Annotated in this window: 14 protein-coding genes; 10 read left to right on the top strand and 4 right to left on the bottom strand. The window is 53.0% G+C overall.

The window, feature by feature from the left end; genetic code table 11:
- Positions 1–43: 43 nt before the first annotated feature.
- Positions 44–547, top strand: coding sequence for a MarR family winged helix-turn-helix transcriptional regulator (locus JQC72_RS01670; RefSeq protein WP_205492393.1), 504 nt, complete (start codon positions 44–46; stop codon positions 545–547).
- On the top strand, positions 531–2120 hold the full coding sequence (locus JQC72_RS01665) for an MDR family MFS transporter (protein WP_205492392.1): 1590 nt from the start codon (positions 531–533) through the stop codon (positions 2118–2120). The genes JQC72_RS01670 and JQC72_RS01665 overlap by 17 nt, the downstream gene beginning before the upstream one ends.
- A gap of 389 nt (positions 2121–2509) precedes the next feature.
- Here the strand turns inward: JQC72_RS01665 and JQC72_RS01660 are convergent, their stop codons facing one another.
- The 3 genes from JQC72_RS01660 to JQC72_RS01650 all read right to left on the bottom strand — a co-directional run bounded on the left by JQC72_RS01660 (position 2510) and on the right by JQC72_RS01650 (position 3971).
- Positions 2510–3112 (bottom strand): hypothetical protein, encoded by a 603-nt coding sequence (locus JQC72_RS01660; protein ID WP_205492391.1) that lies wholly within the window; start codon positions 3110–3112, stop codon positions 2510–2512.
- A 98-nt stretch (positions 3113–3210) separates the two neighbouring features.
- Positions 3211–3441, bottom strand: a complete 231-nt coding sequence (locus tag JQC72_RS01655; RefSeq protein ID WP_205492390.1) for a hypothetical protein — start codon at positions 3439–3441, stop codon at positions 3211–3213.
- Positions 3442–3701: 260 nt separating this feature from the next.
- Positions 3702–3971, bottom strand: coding sequence for a hypothetical protein (locus tag JQC72_RS01650; RefSeq protein WP_205492389.1), 270 nt, complete (start codon positions 3969–3971; stop codon positions 3702–3704).
- A gap of 208 nt (positions 3972–4179) precedes the next feature.
- Between JQC72_RS01650 and JQC72_RS01645 the strand changes: the two genes are divergently transcribed.
- The 5 genes from JQC72_RS01645 (at position 4180) to ligA (ending at position 11167) form a co-directional block, all read left to right on the top strand.
- Positions 4180–5163, top strand: a complete 984-nt coding sequence (locus JQC72_RS01645) for a DUF3048 domain-containing protein (RefSeq protein WP_302104425.1) — start codon at positions 4180–4182, stop codon at positions 5161–5163.
- Positions 5164–5241: 78 nt separating this feature from the next.
- Entirely contained in the window at positions 5242–5547 is a 306-nt protein-coding gene (locus JQC72_RS01640) for a YerC/YecD family TrpR-related protein (protein WP_205492387.1), read from the top strand.
- A gap of 404 nt (positions 5548–5951) precedes the next feature.
- On the top strand, positions 5952–6701 hold the full coding sequence (gene pcrB / locus JQC72_RS01635) for a heptaprenylglyceryl phosphate synthase (protein WP_205492386.1): 750 nt from the start codon (positions 5952–5954) through the stop codon (positions 6699–6701).
- Positions 6702–6719: 18 nt separating this feature from the next.
- Positions 6720–8909, top strand: a complete 2190-nt coding sequence (gene pcrA, locus JQC72_RS01630; RefSeq protein ID WP_205492385.1) for a DNA helicase PcrA — start codon at positions 6720–6722, stop codon at positions 8907–8909.
- Between the two features lie 236 nt (positions 8910–9145).
- Positions 9146–11167: an NAD-dependent DNA ligase LigA gene (gene ligA, locus JQC72_RS01625; RefSeq protein WP_205492384.1), complete on the top strand. Its 2022-nt coding sequence runs from the start codon at positions 9146–9148 to the stop codon at positions 11165–11167.
- A 340-nt stretch (positions 11168–11507) separates the two neighbouring features.
- Here ligA and JQC72_RS16695 read toward each other — a convergent pair whose 3' ends face one another.
- Complete coding sequence (locus JQC72_RS16695) at positions 11508–12863, bottom strand: tetratricopeptide repeat protein (RefSeq protein WP_205492383.1); 1356 nt, start codon at positions 12861–12863, stop codon at positions 11508–11510.
- 372 nt (positions 12864–13235) lie between these two features.
- Here JQC72_RS16695 and JQC72_RS01615 point away from each other — a divergent pair, with 372 nt between their 5' ends.
- The 3 genes from JQC72_RS01615 (at position 13236) to srtD (ending at position 17046) form a co-directional block, all read left to right on the top strand.
- On the top strand, positions 13236–14939 hold the full coding sequence (locus JQC72_RS01615; protein WP_205492382.1) for a transglutaminase domain-containing protein: 1704 nt from the start codon (positions 13236–13238) through the stop codon (positions 14937–14939).
- 288 nt (positions 14940–15227) lie between these two features.
- The gene (locus JQC72_RS01610; RefSeq protein WP_205492381.1) at positions 15228–16445 is read left to right on the top strand and encodes a hypothetical protein; all 1218 of its coding nucleotides are present in this window, start codon (positions 15228–15230) and stop codon (positions 16443–16445) included.
- A gap of 1 nt (position 16446) precedes the next feature.
- Positions 16447–17046, top strand: coding sequence for a class D sortase, LPxTATN-specific (gene srtD, locus JQC72_RS01605; protein ID WP_205492380.1), 600 nt, complete (start codon positions 16447–16449; stop codon positions 17044–17046).
- Positions 17047–17280: the final 234 nt, after the last annotated feature.

The raw sequence follows: 17280 nt of genomic DNA, 5'->3' as shown, positions 1-17280 counted from the left end.
ATTAAACTATGAAATGAAATGGCGAAACGGGAGGTCAAACAATGTGAGAGAGACGGATAACCGGGTTGATCGTTTCGATGCTGCCCTCCGATCCGTCGCCCAACATTTGGGAGCGAACATCGTGTTGCAGGCACCATTTGATCTGACACCGGGTCAAGTGTTTCTTTTGCACTTGATTAAAAAAGAAGAACGTTGTACAGTATCGCAGTTGGCGGAAAAAATGGAGGTCAAACCCAGCGCCATTACCGTCATGCTGGATCGCTTGGAAAACCGCCGTTATATTGAGCGGTTCCGTGATCAACAGGATCGCCGCGTGGTCATCGTCCAATTAACGAAAACCGGTGCGGACGTGTTGCAAAAAATCTGGAACCTGCGCAAACGCGTGGTCGGCTACTGCTTACAACAATTGGATGAAGAAGAGGTCACCACTTTCATTCAGGTATTTGAAAAGCTGGCCCGTGTTGCCGCCGATCTGGATGTGCAGGAGTTCCTGTCAACCATAAATGAGGAAGAGAAAAGGGGGAATACGGATGGAAACCGCACATGATCAAGTGGAATGGGATACTTCTTCATCTGCGAATCGTCGTGGGGTATTGATTGCCGGTTTGATCATCGCCATGTTATTCGGCGCATTGGATCAAACGATCGTGGGTACGGCCATGCCGCGAATCGTGGGTGAACTGGGCGGACTTTCGTTGTTGACCTGGGTCACCACCGCCTATATGCTGACAGCCACCACCGTGGTTCCCATTACCGGGAAGTTGGCCGATCTGATGGGGCGCAAGGTGATCTACGTGGCCGGTTTGACCATCTTTGTGATTGGTTCGGCACTGTGCGGGGCGGCACAAAATATGATCGAACTGATCCTGTTCAGGGGTTTTCAGGGAATCGGCGGCGGCATGATGATGCCGATGGCGATGATCATCATCGGGGATCTTTTTGAAGGGAAACAACGGGCAAAATGGCAAGGGATCTTCGGGGCGATTTTCGGTCTTTCCTCCGTGATCGGTCCCCAGTTGGGCGGATGGTTGGTGGATGCGCTCAACTGGAGATGGGTGTTCTACATCAACCTGCCGATCGGGATACTGGCGGCGATCCTGATCGCGATCGGTCTGAGAGGACCCCGGTCCTCCACCTCCGTTCAATTGGACTGGGCCGGCATGGTGACGATGGTGTTGGGTGTGGTCAGTCTGCTCCTCGCGCTATCCCTCGGCGGAAAAGAGTATGAATGGACTTCATGGCAAATCCTCGGACTGTTTGCGCTGGGACTGGTGTCGTTGATCCTGTTCGCCTTTGTGGAAGCCCGGGCGGCCGAACCGATTTTCCCGATTCGTCTCTTTCGGAACAGGACGTTTACCATTATCAACAGTATCGGTTTTTTGATGAGTGTCGGCATGTTCGGCTCCATCATGTTTGTTCCGTTGTTTATGCAAGGCGTCACGGGGGTCAGTGCATCCGCTTCCGGCACTGTCATGACTCCGATGATGATCACCATGATTGTGGGCAGCGTGTTGGGCGGACAGTTGGTGTATAAGATCGGGATGCGGGTTCAAATGGCGTTGGGCATGCTGATCATGGCCGGCGGTTTTGTTCTGCTCTCCACCATGGATATTCATACTTCCGCTTTTACCGCGTCGGTCTACATGGTGATACTGGGATTGGGAATGGGCTTGGTCATGCCGCTCTTGACGCTGGCGTTGCAAGAGAGCTTCCCGCGTTCCGAGCGGGGGGTGGTCACTTCATCCAGTCAATTTTTCCGGCAGATCGGCGGCACGTTCGGGATGACTGTGCTGGGAGTGGTGATGAACGCCCAATCCAGTGAGACGTTGAATGAGAAAATGGCACCGCTGCTTCAGCATCTGCCTGGTGAAATGGCCTCCCGGCTGTCGTCGATGATGCAAGGCGATGCGCAAAGTCTCTATAATTCCTTGTTGAATCCGGCGATGTTGACCAAATTGCCGCCGACCTTCGTGGATGTATTGAAAACGTCGTTGGTCGATTCGTTGCACAGCGTCTTTCTTTTCGGATTGATCTTTGTGCTGCTCGGCGCTGTTTGCACTCTTTTTATGGGCCGCATTCAGCTTGCTGACCACAAACCGAAACAAGCGCAAGCGGAATAATCGATTCAGGGAGTCGCGGGTATCGATTTTCCATCTCCGCTTTGTAACAACAGATAGGAACGTGTCCGGGGTACAACCGTGTGGGAGCAAATGCTTTCCCGGGTGAGCGACTTACCAAGCCCCACCGAGCGAAGACCCGGATAGCACAGGAATAAAATCGTGGGCAAATTCCTCTAAGCGAAGCGTACTTTGCCCGCGTCCTGTGCTCCAGGTCTTTAGCGGCCATAACCAACTTCCTTGAGGGCGCAGGTGGAGCGAACCGGGAAAGCAATTGGACGGTAATCAGACACGCTCTAGAGCCACTCGATGGGGAATCGACCTGCTCCCGAAATCGCGTGTGGTTCCATCACTTGTCAGCAGTTTCAAACGGAATCACCGCTTGCACATTATTAACGGATTTCCCGTTTCAGCACGTCGCCCAACTCCACCACTTTGCCGTCGCCCATGAGATAGCGGCGTCCGTCTGCATCCACCTCATAATTCCATTCGTAAATGAGAGAGGGATACTTTTTCGAGTAAAACTGGACCAATCGGTTAAGCTTGATCCGTTTATGCCGCTGATGCGCACTTTTTACATCGGGTCGCGTCAAAAAGGTGTCGATCAGCAATCGGATCTTTCCTGGGTCCCGAATGGTCACGATTCGCCCATTGCCGAAAGTGGGGCGGATTTCCGCTTGATAGGGATCAAATCGTTGGATGTCCAGTTTGGGAAGATGGTTTTCTTGATAGGCGAAGCAGTCGAGATTGTGATCGGGGCACATGGCCAGCCACTCCTTGGTGGACAACCTGTTGATCCGGTAAACGATGCCGCCGTTGGAATCTCCCACGGCATCCCCCACATTCTCCTCCGGCACCACGATCGAAGGGTGAACCGAATACGCCCGATCCCCATCGAAAATGGTACCACCGTCAAAAAACATGTTTGGCAAGAACCATGCACAACCGGCCAAACCAATGAGGGCAAGAAAACAAAAAACGAGACGGGTCCGCATGTCATCCGCTCCTTTTTTCATCATAGCTAAATGGTATCACAATCAAACAAAAATTGATAAAAACGTGATAAAAAGATAATGTCGAACTGTAAATTTTTTCATGAAAGAATGAGCATGAAATCGTGGGGAAAATGGCTGGCTGTGATGATGTCAGTGTTGCTTTGGTTGACTGTTTCGGCATCCGCCGCTTTCTCGGATATGGGGGAAACGGCGCTCAGCGGGATGGTGCAGACAACGTTTGAATGACAAAAAGAGAATCTGAAGAACGCCAGACCATGGTTTGGCATGATGCGGACGGCATGGGCGGATTTGGAAAGAAACCGAGCCATGGCAAGGGACTTTTTCCCGCGTAATACCAAGAAATTGCTTCACGACAACCGGGACAAATCATCGAATCTGAAAGTCCCGCCGCCCGGCGTGACGATCCGGGTCGGGGATTCAAAAAACGGTGAGCGGCTGGAACTGCTTCAGGTTCAACTGAATCGCGAACACCGCCGAACCGCACACGCATTGATCCCCGTGCGGCCCGTCGAACAAACAAATTCAAAAAGCGCCTGCCGTGATCGACCAGGCGCTTGAATTCCATGTATCAGTCGTTCGATTTCAACTGTTCCATCAACTGCACCGCTTCTTCTTTGATGACGCGTTCCACTTCGTTCATATGTTCGATTGCGTTGGGAAGCTTTTGGATTTTTCGCATATCCGGTTCCAGAAACTGCACTTTTCCTCCTTGAGCGTTGTGTACATAACGGGCGACACTGGTGATGTATTCTTCACCGTCCCTGACAACGGCGTAGCGAATGACGTAAAACGGATGCTGGTGTTCCTCCACTCCGCGCGTCTCCACCCGAATGGACATGTCATCCCTCCTTCGTTCTTTTCGCTTGTTGACGTCGGCAACATTCGTCATTCACACGGCGGATTCCTACTTGATCCTTTATTTTTGTTATTTTCCACCTGTCATGATTGTCAAACGTCTACATACTTTTTCATGACGGGAAAAAGGGACAGGGCATTTCGTGTGGAAAGGGTGAAAGGAAATATTTTGTAAAAGGGGACGATACGTGATGCGGAAGTGGCTTCTTGGTACGGTCATCTGTGGGTTGATGGTGTCGTTGGCCGGGTGCGGTCACGTTCAAAAGGAGCCCGGTCCGCAACGGGAACCTGCTGTGCAGCAAAATCGGGAACCGCTTACGGGGTTGCCAACGAAGAATCGGGACCCTATGATTTTGATGGTGATGATCAACAATCATCACCATGCCCGTCCGCAAACGGGATTGAGCCGAGCCGATTGGGTATATGAGATCCTGGCTGAAGGGGAGATCACGCGGTTTGCGGCGTTTTATCACAGTGAAGCATCCGGGGTGGTGGGACCGGTTCGCAGTGTACGGAAGTATTATCTGGACTTGGCAAAGGGTCTTCATGCCGTGGTTGCGCATGCGGGCGGGGCCACCAACGCCATGGAGACAATCAAACAGGAAGGACTTCCCCATCTTGACGGGATTCACGAGGATGAACGGTATTTCTGGCGGGTTGGATTTCGGAAGCCGCCGCACAATTTATACACCGATTTGGGCAAGCTGGTACAAAGAGCGCGATCCAAAGGATACGATGCGATGCCTCTGCAATTGCCGCTGACGTTTTCGGCGCAAGGAGCCACCGACCGCGGAAAACCGGCCGAACAGATCCACATCGTGTACCACCGTCTGTACAATTGCGGATATGCATACGACAGCGGCCGGCAGGCATATGTCCGTTTCACGCAAGGGGAGAAGCAGGAGGAACGGGAAAGCGGTCAACCGCTCACCATGCAAAACGTGCTGGTAATCCGTGCGAAACATCGCATTTTCGACAGTGCCGGACATCGGGAAGTGAATATTGCAGGATCGGGGAACGGCTTTCTGTTCCAGAAAGGAAAAGCGATCCCGATCCGATGGGAAAATCGTTCCGGTGTCATCGTGCCGACGGTTCGTGGTAAAATCGTATCGTTGGTCCCGGGCAAAACGTGGGTGAATGTGATCCCCGAAAATGGAAAGGTTACATTTGAATAGGGGAGGAACTACGGGACGGATTGTCGAATTATCTACGTTAAATCGTGAAAGTGTTCGTCTGCCGCAGGGGGTGAACGGATGCAACTGAACAAACTGCGTAAGAAAGAGTTGGAGCAACTGTTTAAAGCAGTCTTGACACTGCGAAATGTGGAAGAGTGCTACCAGTTTTTCGACGACCTCTGCACGGTCGGTGAAATCAAGTCATTGGCCCAGCGCCTGGAAGTCGCCCGTATGCTCCGCAAGGGGTACACATACAGCCAGATCGAATCGGAAACAGGGGCCAGCACGGCCACCATTTCCCGTGTGAAACGTTGTCTCCATTACGGAACGGACGGATACAAGCTGGTGTTGGAGCGTTTGGAGGAAGAGGAAAAGGAAAAGTGACGGGATAACCCGTTTATAAAGAGCGAGCCAACCCTTCAGGGCGGGGATGAAAGCCGTAGTCGGACGCGGGAGGGCCTTGTTCCTCTCGCAAGTCCGACAGAATTTGGGAACAATCGAGTATGGAAGTGCGAAAACACTGAAAACTGCTGGGCGAGTAAAAACCGTGAAATGAAACTCACCCAGGCTGGGACGAAGCGATCGTCGATCGATGTGGGCTGCCACGCCGGACGAAGCAGGAAGCCCACGGCGACCAAAGGGAGCGCCTCTGGCGCTTCACGTGTGGGGCAAGTCGCTGAACATGCCCCCTGAAAGTGCCCCGGAATCCTACCGGGGTTTTCTTTTTCTCTGCCGTCCGGTTGTGTATAATGTTGCTGAATGTAAGGGGACGGAAGGAGCCGGCATCCATGCTGAAAGAGCGTGCAAAAAGTTGGCGACACGTTTTCAAGCTCGATCCCAACCGCGTGTTGTCGGACCGGGCGTTGGATCGGATATGCCAATCCGACACGGACGCGATCATCATCGGTGGTACGGACGGGATCACGTTCGACAATACCTGGGAACTGCTGACGCGCGTGCGGCGCTACCCGGTGGAGTGCGTCCAGGAGATCTCCAAAAAATCGGCGGTTGTTCCCGGATTTGACGGTTATTTGATTCCCACTGTGTTGAATTCGGGTTCCACCCATTGGATCGTGGGAGCGCATCATGAGGCGATCAAGATCTACGGTTCCCTGATCCCGTGGGAAGATGTGATGGTATTGGGTTACGTCGTGCTCAACTCCGAGTCCAAGGTGGCGCGGGTAACGAAATCGCGCATCCCGTTGGACGAGGATGATGTAACCGCATTTGCCCGCATGGCGGAACATCTGTTTGGATTGCCCGTATTTTATGTTGAATACAGCGGTACTTTCGGTGATCCCGATATCGTGCGTGCGGCACGGAAGGGTTTGGCGGATACGCGTCTGTTTTACGGCGGCGGCATCCAGTCCGAGGAGAGTGCCCGCGCGATGGCGAAGATTGCAGACACCGTCGTGGTGGGAAATCTGGTCTATTACAACGTGGATGCGGCCGTCCAAACGGTGAAATGGGTGAAGGAAACGGATTTGGACGTCGGAGTGAAAAGCGACAGAGGGAAAGGAGGGCATCGCGCCTCGTAACGGGTGCGATCCATTTTTATGGCACAACATGCGAAAACGACCGAAGCCTTGTTGCAAGGACTCAATCCGGAGCAACGGAGGGCGGTGGAAACGACCGAAGGTCCCGTACTGGTCGTCGCCGGTGCGGGAAGCGGTAAGACCCGGGTGTTGACCCGGCGCGTGGCGTATTTGCTTTCAAAGGGAGTACATCCTTGGAACATCTTGGCCATCACATTCACCAATAAAGCGGCGCGGGAGATGAAAGAGCGGATCGTCTCCCTGGTGGGGCCGTCAGCGGAGGAAATCTGGATTTCCACTTTTCATGCGATGTGTGTCCGGATTTTGCGGCGGGACATCGATCGAATCGGCTATTCACGAAATTTCACCATACTGGATACCTCTGATCAGCTCACCGTCATCAAACAGGTGATGAAGGAGCAAAATCTGGACCCCAAAAAATTTGAACCCCGGGCCGTTCTGCATCGGATCAGCCAGGCCAAGAACCAGTTGCTCACCCCCCGCCGGATGAAGGAACGGGTCGACGGACTCATGGATGAAGTGGCGGCGGAGGTGTATGAGGGGTACCAACACCGTCTGCGACAAAACCAATCGCTGGATTTCGACGATTTGCTGATGACCACCGTGCAGTTGTTCCAACAAGCACCGGAAGTGCTGGACTACTACCAACGCAAATTCCAATACATTCACATCGACGAATACCAAGACACCAACCATGCGCAGTACGTGTTGGTGAAGCATCTGGTGGCCCGGCATCAGAATCTGTGCGTCGTCGGGGATTCGGATCAGTCGATCTACCGTTTCCGCGGGGCGGACATTTCCAACATCCTGCATTTCGAACGGGATTATCCGTCGGCGCAGGTGATCAAACTGGAGCAAAACTACCGTTCAACGCAGACCATTCTGGACGCGGCCAACGGAGTGATCGAACATAACCGCTCACGCAAGCCGAAGAAATTGTGGACGGAAAATGAGCGGGGCGAGCGCATTCAGTTGTTTGAAGCGGACAATGAGCATGACGAAGCGTATTTTGTGGCGGAAACCATCATCCGGGGGCGCCGGGAAGGCCACGCTTATTCCGACTATGCGGTACTTTACCGGACCAATGCACAATCACGGGTGTTGGAGGAAGTTTTTCTCAAATCAAATATTCCCTACCAGGTAGTGGGGGGCATCAAGTTCTACGAACGCAAGGAGATCAAAGACATCTTGGCCTATCTGCGTCTGGTGGTCAATCCGCATGACGATCTCAGCCTGCAACGCGTGATCAATGTGCCCAAACGGGGCATCGGTCAGGCGACGATGGACAAGGTCGCCCAGCATGCGGCGGATCACGGCATTTCCCTGTTTGAAGCGCTGCTGGAGGCGGAGGAGATCGGACTGTCGGCCCGTTTTCTCAAGCCGCTTTCGTCGTTCGTCCAGTTGATCCGTGAACTGCATGCGATGGTGGAGTACCTCTCTGCGGTCGAGCTGACCGAAGAGGTGTTAAACCGTTCCGGCTACCGGGAGGAGTTGAAAAAGGAAGGGACGTTGGAAGCCGCTTCCCGTCTGGAAAATATCGACGAGTTTCTTTCGGTGGCGCAGGAATTTGAACAGCGGAGTGAGGATAAGACACTCGTCGCCTTTCTGACCGACCTGGCCCTGATCTCGGACATCGACGCGTTGGAAGAGGAAGATGAGGCGGATCGCGGCGTCACTCTGATGACGTTGCACAGTGCCAAGGGGCTGGAATTTCCGCATGTATTCCTCGTGGGGATGGAGGAAGGCATTTTTCCGCATGTCCGGTCGTTGGACGACGAAGAGGAGATGGAGGAAGAGCGACGTCTGGCCTATGTCGGGATCACACGGGCGGAGAAACGGTTGTACCTGACCCGGGCCCGGATGCGGATGTTGTTCGGACAGACGAGTGCCAATCCACCGTCCCGTTTTCTCTCTGAGATTCCCGACCATCTGATCCAACCGGCGGACGGGAAAGAAACAGCGGGAACCAAACCGACGTTGCGCCAGGGTCCTGTCAGACGGCCCACCCCCAACCCGGATGTCGATTGGCGCGTGGGGGACAAGGTGCGTCACGGCAAATGGGGAGTGGGTACGGTGGTCAAAGTGCAGGGAGGAGGCGAGGATACCGAGCTGAACATCGCCTTCCCCGCACCGGTCGGCGTCAAGCGTCTGTTGGCGCGGTATGCCCCGATTACTCGCGTGGAAAGCTAGGGCGTGTCTGCTGTTCTTGGCAAATGGTGAAATGGCGGGGAACTCTTTTTCCGGGGATGACTTCACCAAGTGAACATGAGTCGGTAAAAGGGTTCCCGCGTACCGGACACGCCTTGGTGGAGGCGGCCATTTCCGGCGAACGACTTTTTGCATTTGCGTAACGGGAGTCGAGTGTAAAAAGAAGTCGCCCGAAGCCAAAACGCGTTTTGATCCGGTTGGGAAAGGAGCGGATGAAAATGGACCGGCAAGAGGCCGCGCGACGAGCGCAATCACTTCGTGAACAAATCGAAGAACACAATTACCGTTATTTTGTATTGGATGATCCGATCATCTCGGATACTGAATATGACCGGTTGATGCAAGAATTGATCCGGTTGGAAGAACAATACCCCGAGCTGAAAACGCCGGATTCGCCGACCCAGCGGGTGGGAGGCGAGCCGCTCCCGTTTTTTGAGAAGGTGGAGCATCGCGTCCCCATGCTCAGTCTGGGCAACGCGTTCAACGAGGAAGACTTGCGGGAGTTCGACGAGCGGACCAAACGCATGGGCGGCGTGGATCAGGTCCGCTATGTCTGTGAACTGAAGATCGACGGACTGGCTGTTTCCCTTCGGTATGAAAACGGCGTGTTTGTACAGGGAGCGACACGGGGAGACGGACAAACCGGCGAAGATATCACGCAAAACCTGAGAACGATCCGCTCTCTGCCGTTACGCCTGCGCGAACCGGTGACGGTGGAAGTGCGCGGGGAAGCGTTCATGCCAAAACGGGAATTCCGCCGCATCAACGAGGAGAAGGAACGGCGCGGCGAGCCGTTGTTTGCCAATCCGCGCAACGCCGCGGCCGGATCGCTTCGGCAGCTGGACCCGAAATTGGCGGCAGATCGGGCATTGGACATCTTCTTGTACGGAGTCGGTGCCGTGGATGAGGCATTGTTACCGCCAACCCATACGGAAACCTTGGAATGGTTGAGCCGATTGGGCCTCAAGGTGAACCCGCAACGCCGCACGGTGGACAGCATCGAGGAAGTGATGGCGTTTGTAGAGGAATGGCGGGAGAAACGGCCGGAACTGGATTATGAAATCGATGGCATCGTGATCAAAGTCGATGACCTTGCGCTCCGGGAACGTTTGGGAATGACGGCCAAAAGTCCGCGGTGGGCGATCGCCTACAAGTTTCCGGCCGAGGAAGCGGTGACGATCCTGCGCGGGATCGAAGTGCGCGTGGGGCGGACCGGGGCGGTCACTCCGACAGCGATTTTGGAGCCGGTCACCTTGGCTGGAACGACAGTGCAACGCGCCTCATTGCACAATGAGGACATCATCCGCGAAAAAGGGCTGTTGATCGGCGATCACGTCATCGTGAAAAAAGCGGGCGATATCATCCCTGAGGTCGTCGGTGTGCTGAAAGAACGGCGAACGGGTGAGGAACGGCCCTATCAAATGCCCACTGACTGTCCGGAATGCGGCAGCCGTCTGGTTCGGCTGGAAGGCGAGGTGGCCCTCCGCTGCATCAATCCCCAATGTCCGGCCCAAACGCGGGAAGGCATCATTCACTTTGTTTCCCGAGGTGCGATGAATATCGAAGGGTTGGGGGAAAAAGTGGTCACCCAACTGTTTGAGGCGGGATTGGTGCGCAGCGTGGCCGATTTGTATTACTTGAAGAAAGAAGCGCTGTTGCCCCTGGAGCGCATGGGGGAAAAATCGGTGGACAACCTGTTGACCGCCATCGAACGGAGCAAGGGGAACTCCGTGGAGCGGTTGATCTTCGGCCTGGGCATCCGCTTCGTCGGTGCCAAAGGTGCGCGTATTTTGGCTCAGCATTTTGGACATCTGGACAGGCTGATGACAGCCACGCGGGAAGATCTGGAGTCAATCGAGGAAATCGGACCGAAAATGGCCGACTCCATCGTCACATATTTCGCCAAGCCGGAAGTGAAGGAAACAATTGAGCGGTTGCGTCAAGCTGGCGTCAATTTCGCCTACTTGGGTCCCGTAACAGGGAAACAAACGGAGCAAGACAGTCCGTTTGCCGGAAAAACGGTCGTGCTGACCGGCACACTGCACAGCATGACGCGTCAGGAAGCGGCGGGCAAAATCGAGGCGCTCGGCGGCAAAGTGTCCGGCAGTGTCAGCAAAAAAACCGATTTCCTCATCGCCGGGGAGAAAGCGGGTTCCAAACTGACCAAAGCACAGGAGCTGGGTGTGAAAATCCTTGATGAAGCGGCGTTTCTGGCGATGTTGGAAGAATCCGTCGGATGAGGTCGGTCCTCCAAACAAAAACGCGGGTAGCCTTTGCAGGTTACCCGCCAAGTCGACAAAGTCCGCGAATGCCGAATTCGGGTCCACATCCCGGCTCATTTCACCCGCGCTTTGCAAGGAAGATGGTCTTAGTCGTTGCTAACCGGGGGCGCAGGACGCGGGTAACATACGCTTGGCTCAAAAGGAAATGGCCCGCGATTGGAATGCCTGCGCCTTGCCGGTTTTCGCTTGGCCGGGCTTGGGTCTTTTTGCTCGCCCGGGAAACATGGCTGTTTGATGAATGACCGGACACGTCAACAAAAACCACTCTGTCAACAATCGGGTAATCCTGCTGCAAGGATTACCCGCTTTTCTGTTGTGCCATTTTCTTTGGGGTGGGCAGATCGACGTCAAAGTCGACGGTCGGAATCAATTGACCGTAATGCTGGGATGCTTTCAGCAACAATTGAGCGCCCCGTTGATACTCACCCTGTTCCAGGAAGTATCTTCCCAGCGTATGGGTCGCACGTGCGATTTTCTCCCCGATGTCCAGCTCCTCGAAAATCTCGATGGCACGCATATAGTAGGTGACAAATGTTTCCGGGTTGTTTTCGGCATAGGCAATTTTCCCGAGATAGATGTAACATTCCGCCAAAAAGTTTTTTCTGTCTTGAAGCAGTTCCAGAGCCGTGATGATATGTTTCTTGGCCCGGACGAGGTCCCCTCGCTTCAAATACGTCTGACACAGGGATTGATGGACCACTCCGATCTCCCAATCGGGCAATTCGCCGGGTTCCACGACTTCCAGTGATTGATTCAGAAATTCGATGGCTTTTTCGGTGTTACCCAATTTCATGTGGCAGATGCCGATTTCGTGATAGGCCCGCGAGATGAGAAGAGAGGAAACAAGAAATTGATCACACATGCGCAGGATGCGTTCAAAGTATTGTAACGCCTCCTCATATTCGCCGTTGTAACAGTAGCATGATCCGATCAGTTGCAGCAGATGGCACATTTCCAGCCAGCGATCGTGAGACGACATAATCTGCATCGCTTTTTCCGCGTACAGGATGCCGAGAGAGGGATTGGCCAGCAGCAAGTATGTTTTTCCCAGATTGCCGTATATGTACCCTTTCTCGATTTCGTCCGTTACTTCGGCCAATCGCTTCTCCGCCGCCTTGTAGTGCCACATGGCCCGTTCGTAGCGGGCCATGTGGAATTCCATGTTCCCTTTGATCCGCAAGTATTGCACGAAAATGTCAGGATCGTTTCGGAAATTTTCCCATTTTTCTTCAAAGGCATTCATCAATTGCGTATACCGTTCAATATCGAATTTGTGCTCGTACAAGTTGATTTCCAAAAGATCCACTTTCATCAGGATATGGGGATCCGAGACGGACTCCACCAATTTTCGAAGCGTGTCGACATACTGATGTGCCTGTTCAAAACCGTTGGCTTCGTAGATCAGTGCAGACCGTGCTTTTTCGATCAGGGACTGCACTTGTTCCATCGTGTTTTCGTCGGTAACTCCCATCAAACTCTCCACACTGGTCTGTAGCCGTTCGGCCAGTGGGAGCAGTACGTCCGGACGGGGCAACGCTTTGCCGTTTTCAATCAAACTGAGATAAGGGATGGAAATGATGCCTTCGGCCAACTGTGATTGCGTCAAACCCAGTTCCTTTCGCCGGCGTCGGATGTTGTGACCGAGTTCGATCACGGTTCACCTGCCTTTAATTATGAGGCAACAAGTCATTTTTTGAATAGATTCCTTTGCATATCAATCTTACATGGAACGACATTGGTGTCAAGAAACAAATACGGGGTGAAAAAATGCAATTTTTGGGGGTTTTAAAACATGGTCAAAAAACAGCGGCAAAAACGAAAAAATGGGGGGGAGTTTTTGTCGAATTTTGTCGAAGTTTTAAAAACACAACATCGGCAATATGGTGTACACTATTATTGACCGAAGGCGCTCGTTCACTCGGTCTGGTCTTGGTCTAGATGTATGCGGGGTCGCATCGTGCGGTCCCCTTTTTTGTTTCATCAATGTATACGATTTGATTCGGTTTCATGAGATAATGGAGGCAAAATGGCTCGGAAACGGGGTGACTGTGTGCAACGAGTGCGACAAACCGGTATCGCCGTTTTGCTGTTGTTGTCGGCGATGGTTTCCGCTTGCGATCTGCCGTTTCTCAAACAGGACGGCTCCACCGATCCGTTGGCGGAGATGGTGCGGCGGTTCAACACGCAATGGATCAAAGAGCCGCTCCAGTACTCCACCTACGCACGGGAAGTGGGGGCGTCGCTTTCTTCCCCACGCTATCAGAGGTTTGCGGTAAACGAAACGTTTTCCCTGTCCGGCACGGTGAAGAATCATCACGGATTGCGATCACCATTCGTATGGGTGAGTCTCCGGAAAATGAGGAATCAGTCGGCGGGTCCGGAGAACGAATTTGATGTCTACATTCCCATTAAAAAAGGGTCTTTCGCGCAAAGCATCCGATTATTTGCCGGTAAAGGCGAGTACCAGGTGACGGTTCGATTGCCGAGTCGGGAGAAAGCTGATACTTTTTACGAGCTGACGCAATTTACCGTTGTCAACGTCAATCCCCGGGTGAAACGGGATGTTGCCTATTCGCCATACGCGTGGAAGACGGGGCTTTCCCTCACACAACCGTCACAGGGATTGGTGCGGGCGAACGGCCGGATTCATGTGACAGGCATCATCCGCCAAACTCATGGGCGCAACAATGTGATGATTCAGCTGGTGAAAGGATCACAATCCTGGGATCGGTTGGTTTCGGTGAAAAACGGAGCATTTGACGTCGACATTCCCCTCTATTACGGGAAAGGGATTCATCACTTACGGGTGCTGGTACCGGACGCCAAGCGCCAGCGATACTATCAGGAAGGCGCGGAGATTCTGGTGGACAATGTCGATCAGTCGAAAAAAGCGCCGATCCGGTATTTTGCCGATTACGAAAAACGGGGAATACAGATCACGGTCCCGCAAACCAGCGGGGGGACCGGAAAATACACGTATCGGATCGCCGGTCGGATAGATCCGGACGCACCTTATGCCAGTGAGACGAAGGAATTGATCATTCAAACGATGAAAGACGGCGAGGAAGCCACTTATTTGATCCCGGTCAAAAATTATCGGTTTGACGGCGTTTTTTGGCTCCGGTTTGGTCCGGGACGGTATGAAGTCTCGGTTAATGTTCCGGAAATCACCCGCGAAAATCGCGACTATTTCCGTTTTTTCCGTGTTGCCCAGTTTGAAGTGAACGCCACGGGGCCGAAAGATCAACGCTATCTTTTGCCGTCAAGGGGCATTCAGTCTGATTCGCCGCAAATCGAAACATTGGCCCGTCAGATTGTTGCCGGCCAATCTGATGATCGAGCCAAGGCCAAAGCCATATACCGATACGTTGCCACCCATGTGCGTTATGATGTGAACAAATTTCGGACAGACGCGTTTGAACTGGACGACAGTGCGTTGAAGACATTGCGTGAGAAAAAAGGGGTCTGCCAAGACTATACTTTTCTCACCATCGCCTTGTTGCGGTCGATCGGGATCGAGGCGCGGTTCGTAGAAGGCATGTCCCAAGGCAACCGGCATGCGTGGGTGGAAGCGCGCATCGACGGTCGGTGGTTGACGATGGACCCCACTTGGGGATCGGGGTATCTGACACCGGACGGTCGTTTCGTGGCCAAATACGATTCCCGTTACTTTGATCCGGAACCGTCTTTCTTTGCCCGAACACATCGGCGAACCGGTGTGATGTATTAAACCGTATCGATTATCGATCATGCGCATCTCGAATTTCCTGTCTTATGGAATTCCCAAAAACGCCTTAGACCACTTTGTCAGCGTCTCACTCCCTGCCGCGGCAGGGAGTTTGTTTATGGAATATGAGGGGAATATTTACAAAAATTTATTGATGACGGTTTGATTGTATTTATCGATTTTGTATACAAACATAGGTTTTTCAAATAAAAACAAATATTGACTTAATGAAATCCCTTATGCTATCATTTTTTCGTGATTCATATTTTTCTTTTGGGAGGATTGGGAATTTTGAGACTTGTATCCGCCCTTATGGCCCTACTGTTGGTGTTTGCGGTGATCCCTACCGCCTGGGCCAACTCCGGTTCTGCTGCGCTGGATGTCAACCATGAAGTGAAGGACGGCAAACACCTGGTTACGGCGACCATCCCGGGCGCGACCCAAGCGGACGGTGAATGGACGCTGAAAGGACAAACGGATATCGAAACCAAAAAAGAATCCAAAAGCCCGTCCGTCACGTTTGAGCTTCCGGCTTCCTTGACAGAACAAGATGGCGTGTTGGAACTGACGGTCACTTTTAAAGGAAAAGTGAACAATGGAACGGAAGACCAGGAGTTGTCCGGCAATGTATCGGTGACCCTGGATGAGTCCAAACCGGGCAATGACAAGGGAAAAGACGAGCAAAAAGGAACAAATGAAGATAAAAAAGGAAACGGAGATGAACAAACCGGGGACGATCCCGGCAACTACGACATCAAGGTCTATCAAGACTTGAATGACGAAGGGTTCATCCTGTTCAAAGCCGAGATTGAAAATGCCAAAGACATCAAAGGGAAATGGGAATTCACCATTGACGGATTGAATCCCGTAACTTCCGAAAACGGCACGGCCGTGTTCGAAGAATTGTATGAAGAGGGTGAATACACCCTGCACGTGAAGTTCACCGGAACGGTGGATGGGAAAGAGGTCACGCTGGAAAAAGACCATGACTTCGCCATTCCGGGGATGAAAATCACTTATACGACGGAAAACGGCAAACACGTGATCAAGGCCGAATTGACTTATGCCAAAGAAGCCCAAGGTATCTGGTACATCGGTGTGGGTCATCTGGAAGACGAAGAAGCCATTACGGAAACCATGTCCGAACCGGATTACAAAGGAACGTCGTTCACCTATACCATCGACAAACTGGAGCCGGGCACCTATGATGTCGTTGCGTTGTTCGCCGGCGATGTGGATGGCGTGCCGATGGGAGCGGGCAACACGATTAGCATCGAGGTGAAGGACGGCGGCAAAACAGTGGTGCTTCCGCCAAAAGACGGGGATGGAAAAGATGCGAAAAAACCACCGATCATGCCCGTGAAAAAAAGCAAAGAAATGATGAACGAAGCCAAAAAAGGCGGCAAATTGCCGGTGACGGCCACCAATTACCCGATGGGTACGCTGTTTGGCGGGCTGATGCTCCTGATCGGTCTGACCCTGCTCAAATTCCGCACGGTGAGGGGATAACATGACGCGCGCGATCGCCATTCTGCTCATCATCATCGGAAGCATGACCCTGTTGTACAACGGCTTTCGTTGGTGGGATCAACTTCATATCGCGGTGTATGATCCGGAGCTGGCAATGTCGATCGCGAAGGACGGCCTGGATACCTCACCACGGCCTGCATTGTCGCTAGGAATCACTTCGCACCAACAGCCCCGTTCGGGAGAGAGGATCGGAAAACTGATCATCCCCCGGATCGGGGCCATTTTGCCGATCGTGGAAGGTACAAGTCCCGATGATTTGGCCAAAGGGGTGGGCCATTACGTTGGTTATGGTACCGTGATGCCGGGGGAAACGGGGCACGTGGTTCTGTCCGGGCACAGGGATACGGTGTTCCGCCGGATGGGAGAGGTGCGAAAAGGGGATAAACTGTACGTCCAAACTGCCGACGGGATGTTCGTTTATCAGGTACGTACCATGTGGGTGACTGACGCCGACGACCGTACAGTGATCGTCCCCCACCCCAAGCCGATCCTGACCCTGACCACATGCTATCCATTCAACTATGTGGGCAGTGCACCCGACCGGTATATCGTGCGGGCGGAATTGATCGGGATTGATTAGAAAAAGAAGATGGTAGGTAGATTCACAGAGTCATGATCAAAGGACTGTTGAGTCCCACGGAAGGTCGTTTCCCGCTTTGCCTTCAGCGAGAGCCGCACATCTGACAAACGGTTTTCTCATTGATTTGTGTTTTTATCATCAGCCGGCAGGTGTTTTTCAACCTGCCTATTTTCATTTCAGGCCGATCGTGAGTTGGGGAGATTCAATGAGACAGCTAGGGCGTGTCTGGTGAAT

The sequence above is a fragment of the Polycladomyces zharkentensis genome (assembly GCF_016938855.1).
GTDB classification, from domain to species: Bacteria; Bacillota; Bacilli; order Thermoactinomycetales; family JIR-001; genus Polycladomyces; species Polycladomyces zharkentensis.
This window is presented reverse-complemented; position numbering and strand designations above follow the sequence as displayed.

What these genes read in the sequence shown, in the direction of transcription:
- JQC72_RS01665 (WP_205492392.1), top strand. Translation starts at nt 531, where the DNA reads ATGGAAACCGCACATGATCAAGTGGAATGGGATACTTCTTCATCTGCG.
- JQC72_RS01660 (WP_205492391.1), bottom strand. Translation starts at nt 3,112, where the DNA reads ATGCGGACCCGTCTCGTTTTTTGTTTTCTTGCCCTCATTGGTTTGGCC.
- JQC72_RS01655 (WP_205492390.1), bottom strand. Translation starts at nt 3,441, where the DNA reads ATGGCTCGGTTTCTTTCCAAATCCGCCCATGCCGTCCGCATCATGCCA.
- JQC72_RS01650 (WP_205492389.1), bottom strand. Translation starts at nt 3,971, where the DNA reads ATGTCCATTCGGGTGGAGACGCGCGGAGTGGAGGAACACCAGCATCCG.
- JQC72_RS01645 (WP_302104425.1), top strand. Translation starts at nt 4,180, where the DNA reads ATGCGGAAGTGGCTTCTTGGTACGGTCATCTGTGGGTTGATGGTGTCG.
- JQC72_RS01640 (WP_205492387.1), top strand. Translation starts at nt 5,242, where the DNA reads ATGCAACTGAACAAACTGCGTAAGAAAGAGTTGGAGCAACTGTTTAAA.
- pcrB (WP_205492386.1), top strand. Translation starts at nt 5,952, where the DNA reads ATGCTGAAAGAGCGTGCAAAAAGTTGGCGACACGTTTTCAAGCTCGAT.
- pcrA (WP_205492385.1), top strand. Translation starts at nt 6,720, where the DNA reads ATGGCACAACATGCGAAAACGACCGAAGCCTTGTTGCAAGGACTCAAT.
- ligA (WP_205492384.1), top strand. Translation starts at nt 9,146, where the DNA reads ATGGACCGGCAAGAGGCCGCGCGACGAGCGCAATCACTTCGTGAACAA.
- JQC72_RS01615 (WP_205492382.1), top strand. Translation starts at nt 13,236, where the DNA reads ATGGCTCGGAAACGGGGTGACTGTGTGCAACGAGTGCGACAAACCGGT.
- srtD (WP_205492380.1), top strand. Translation starts at nt 16,447, where the DNA reads ATGACGCGCGCGATCGCCATTCTGCTCATCATCATCGGAAGCATGACC.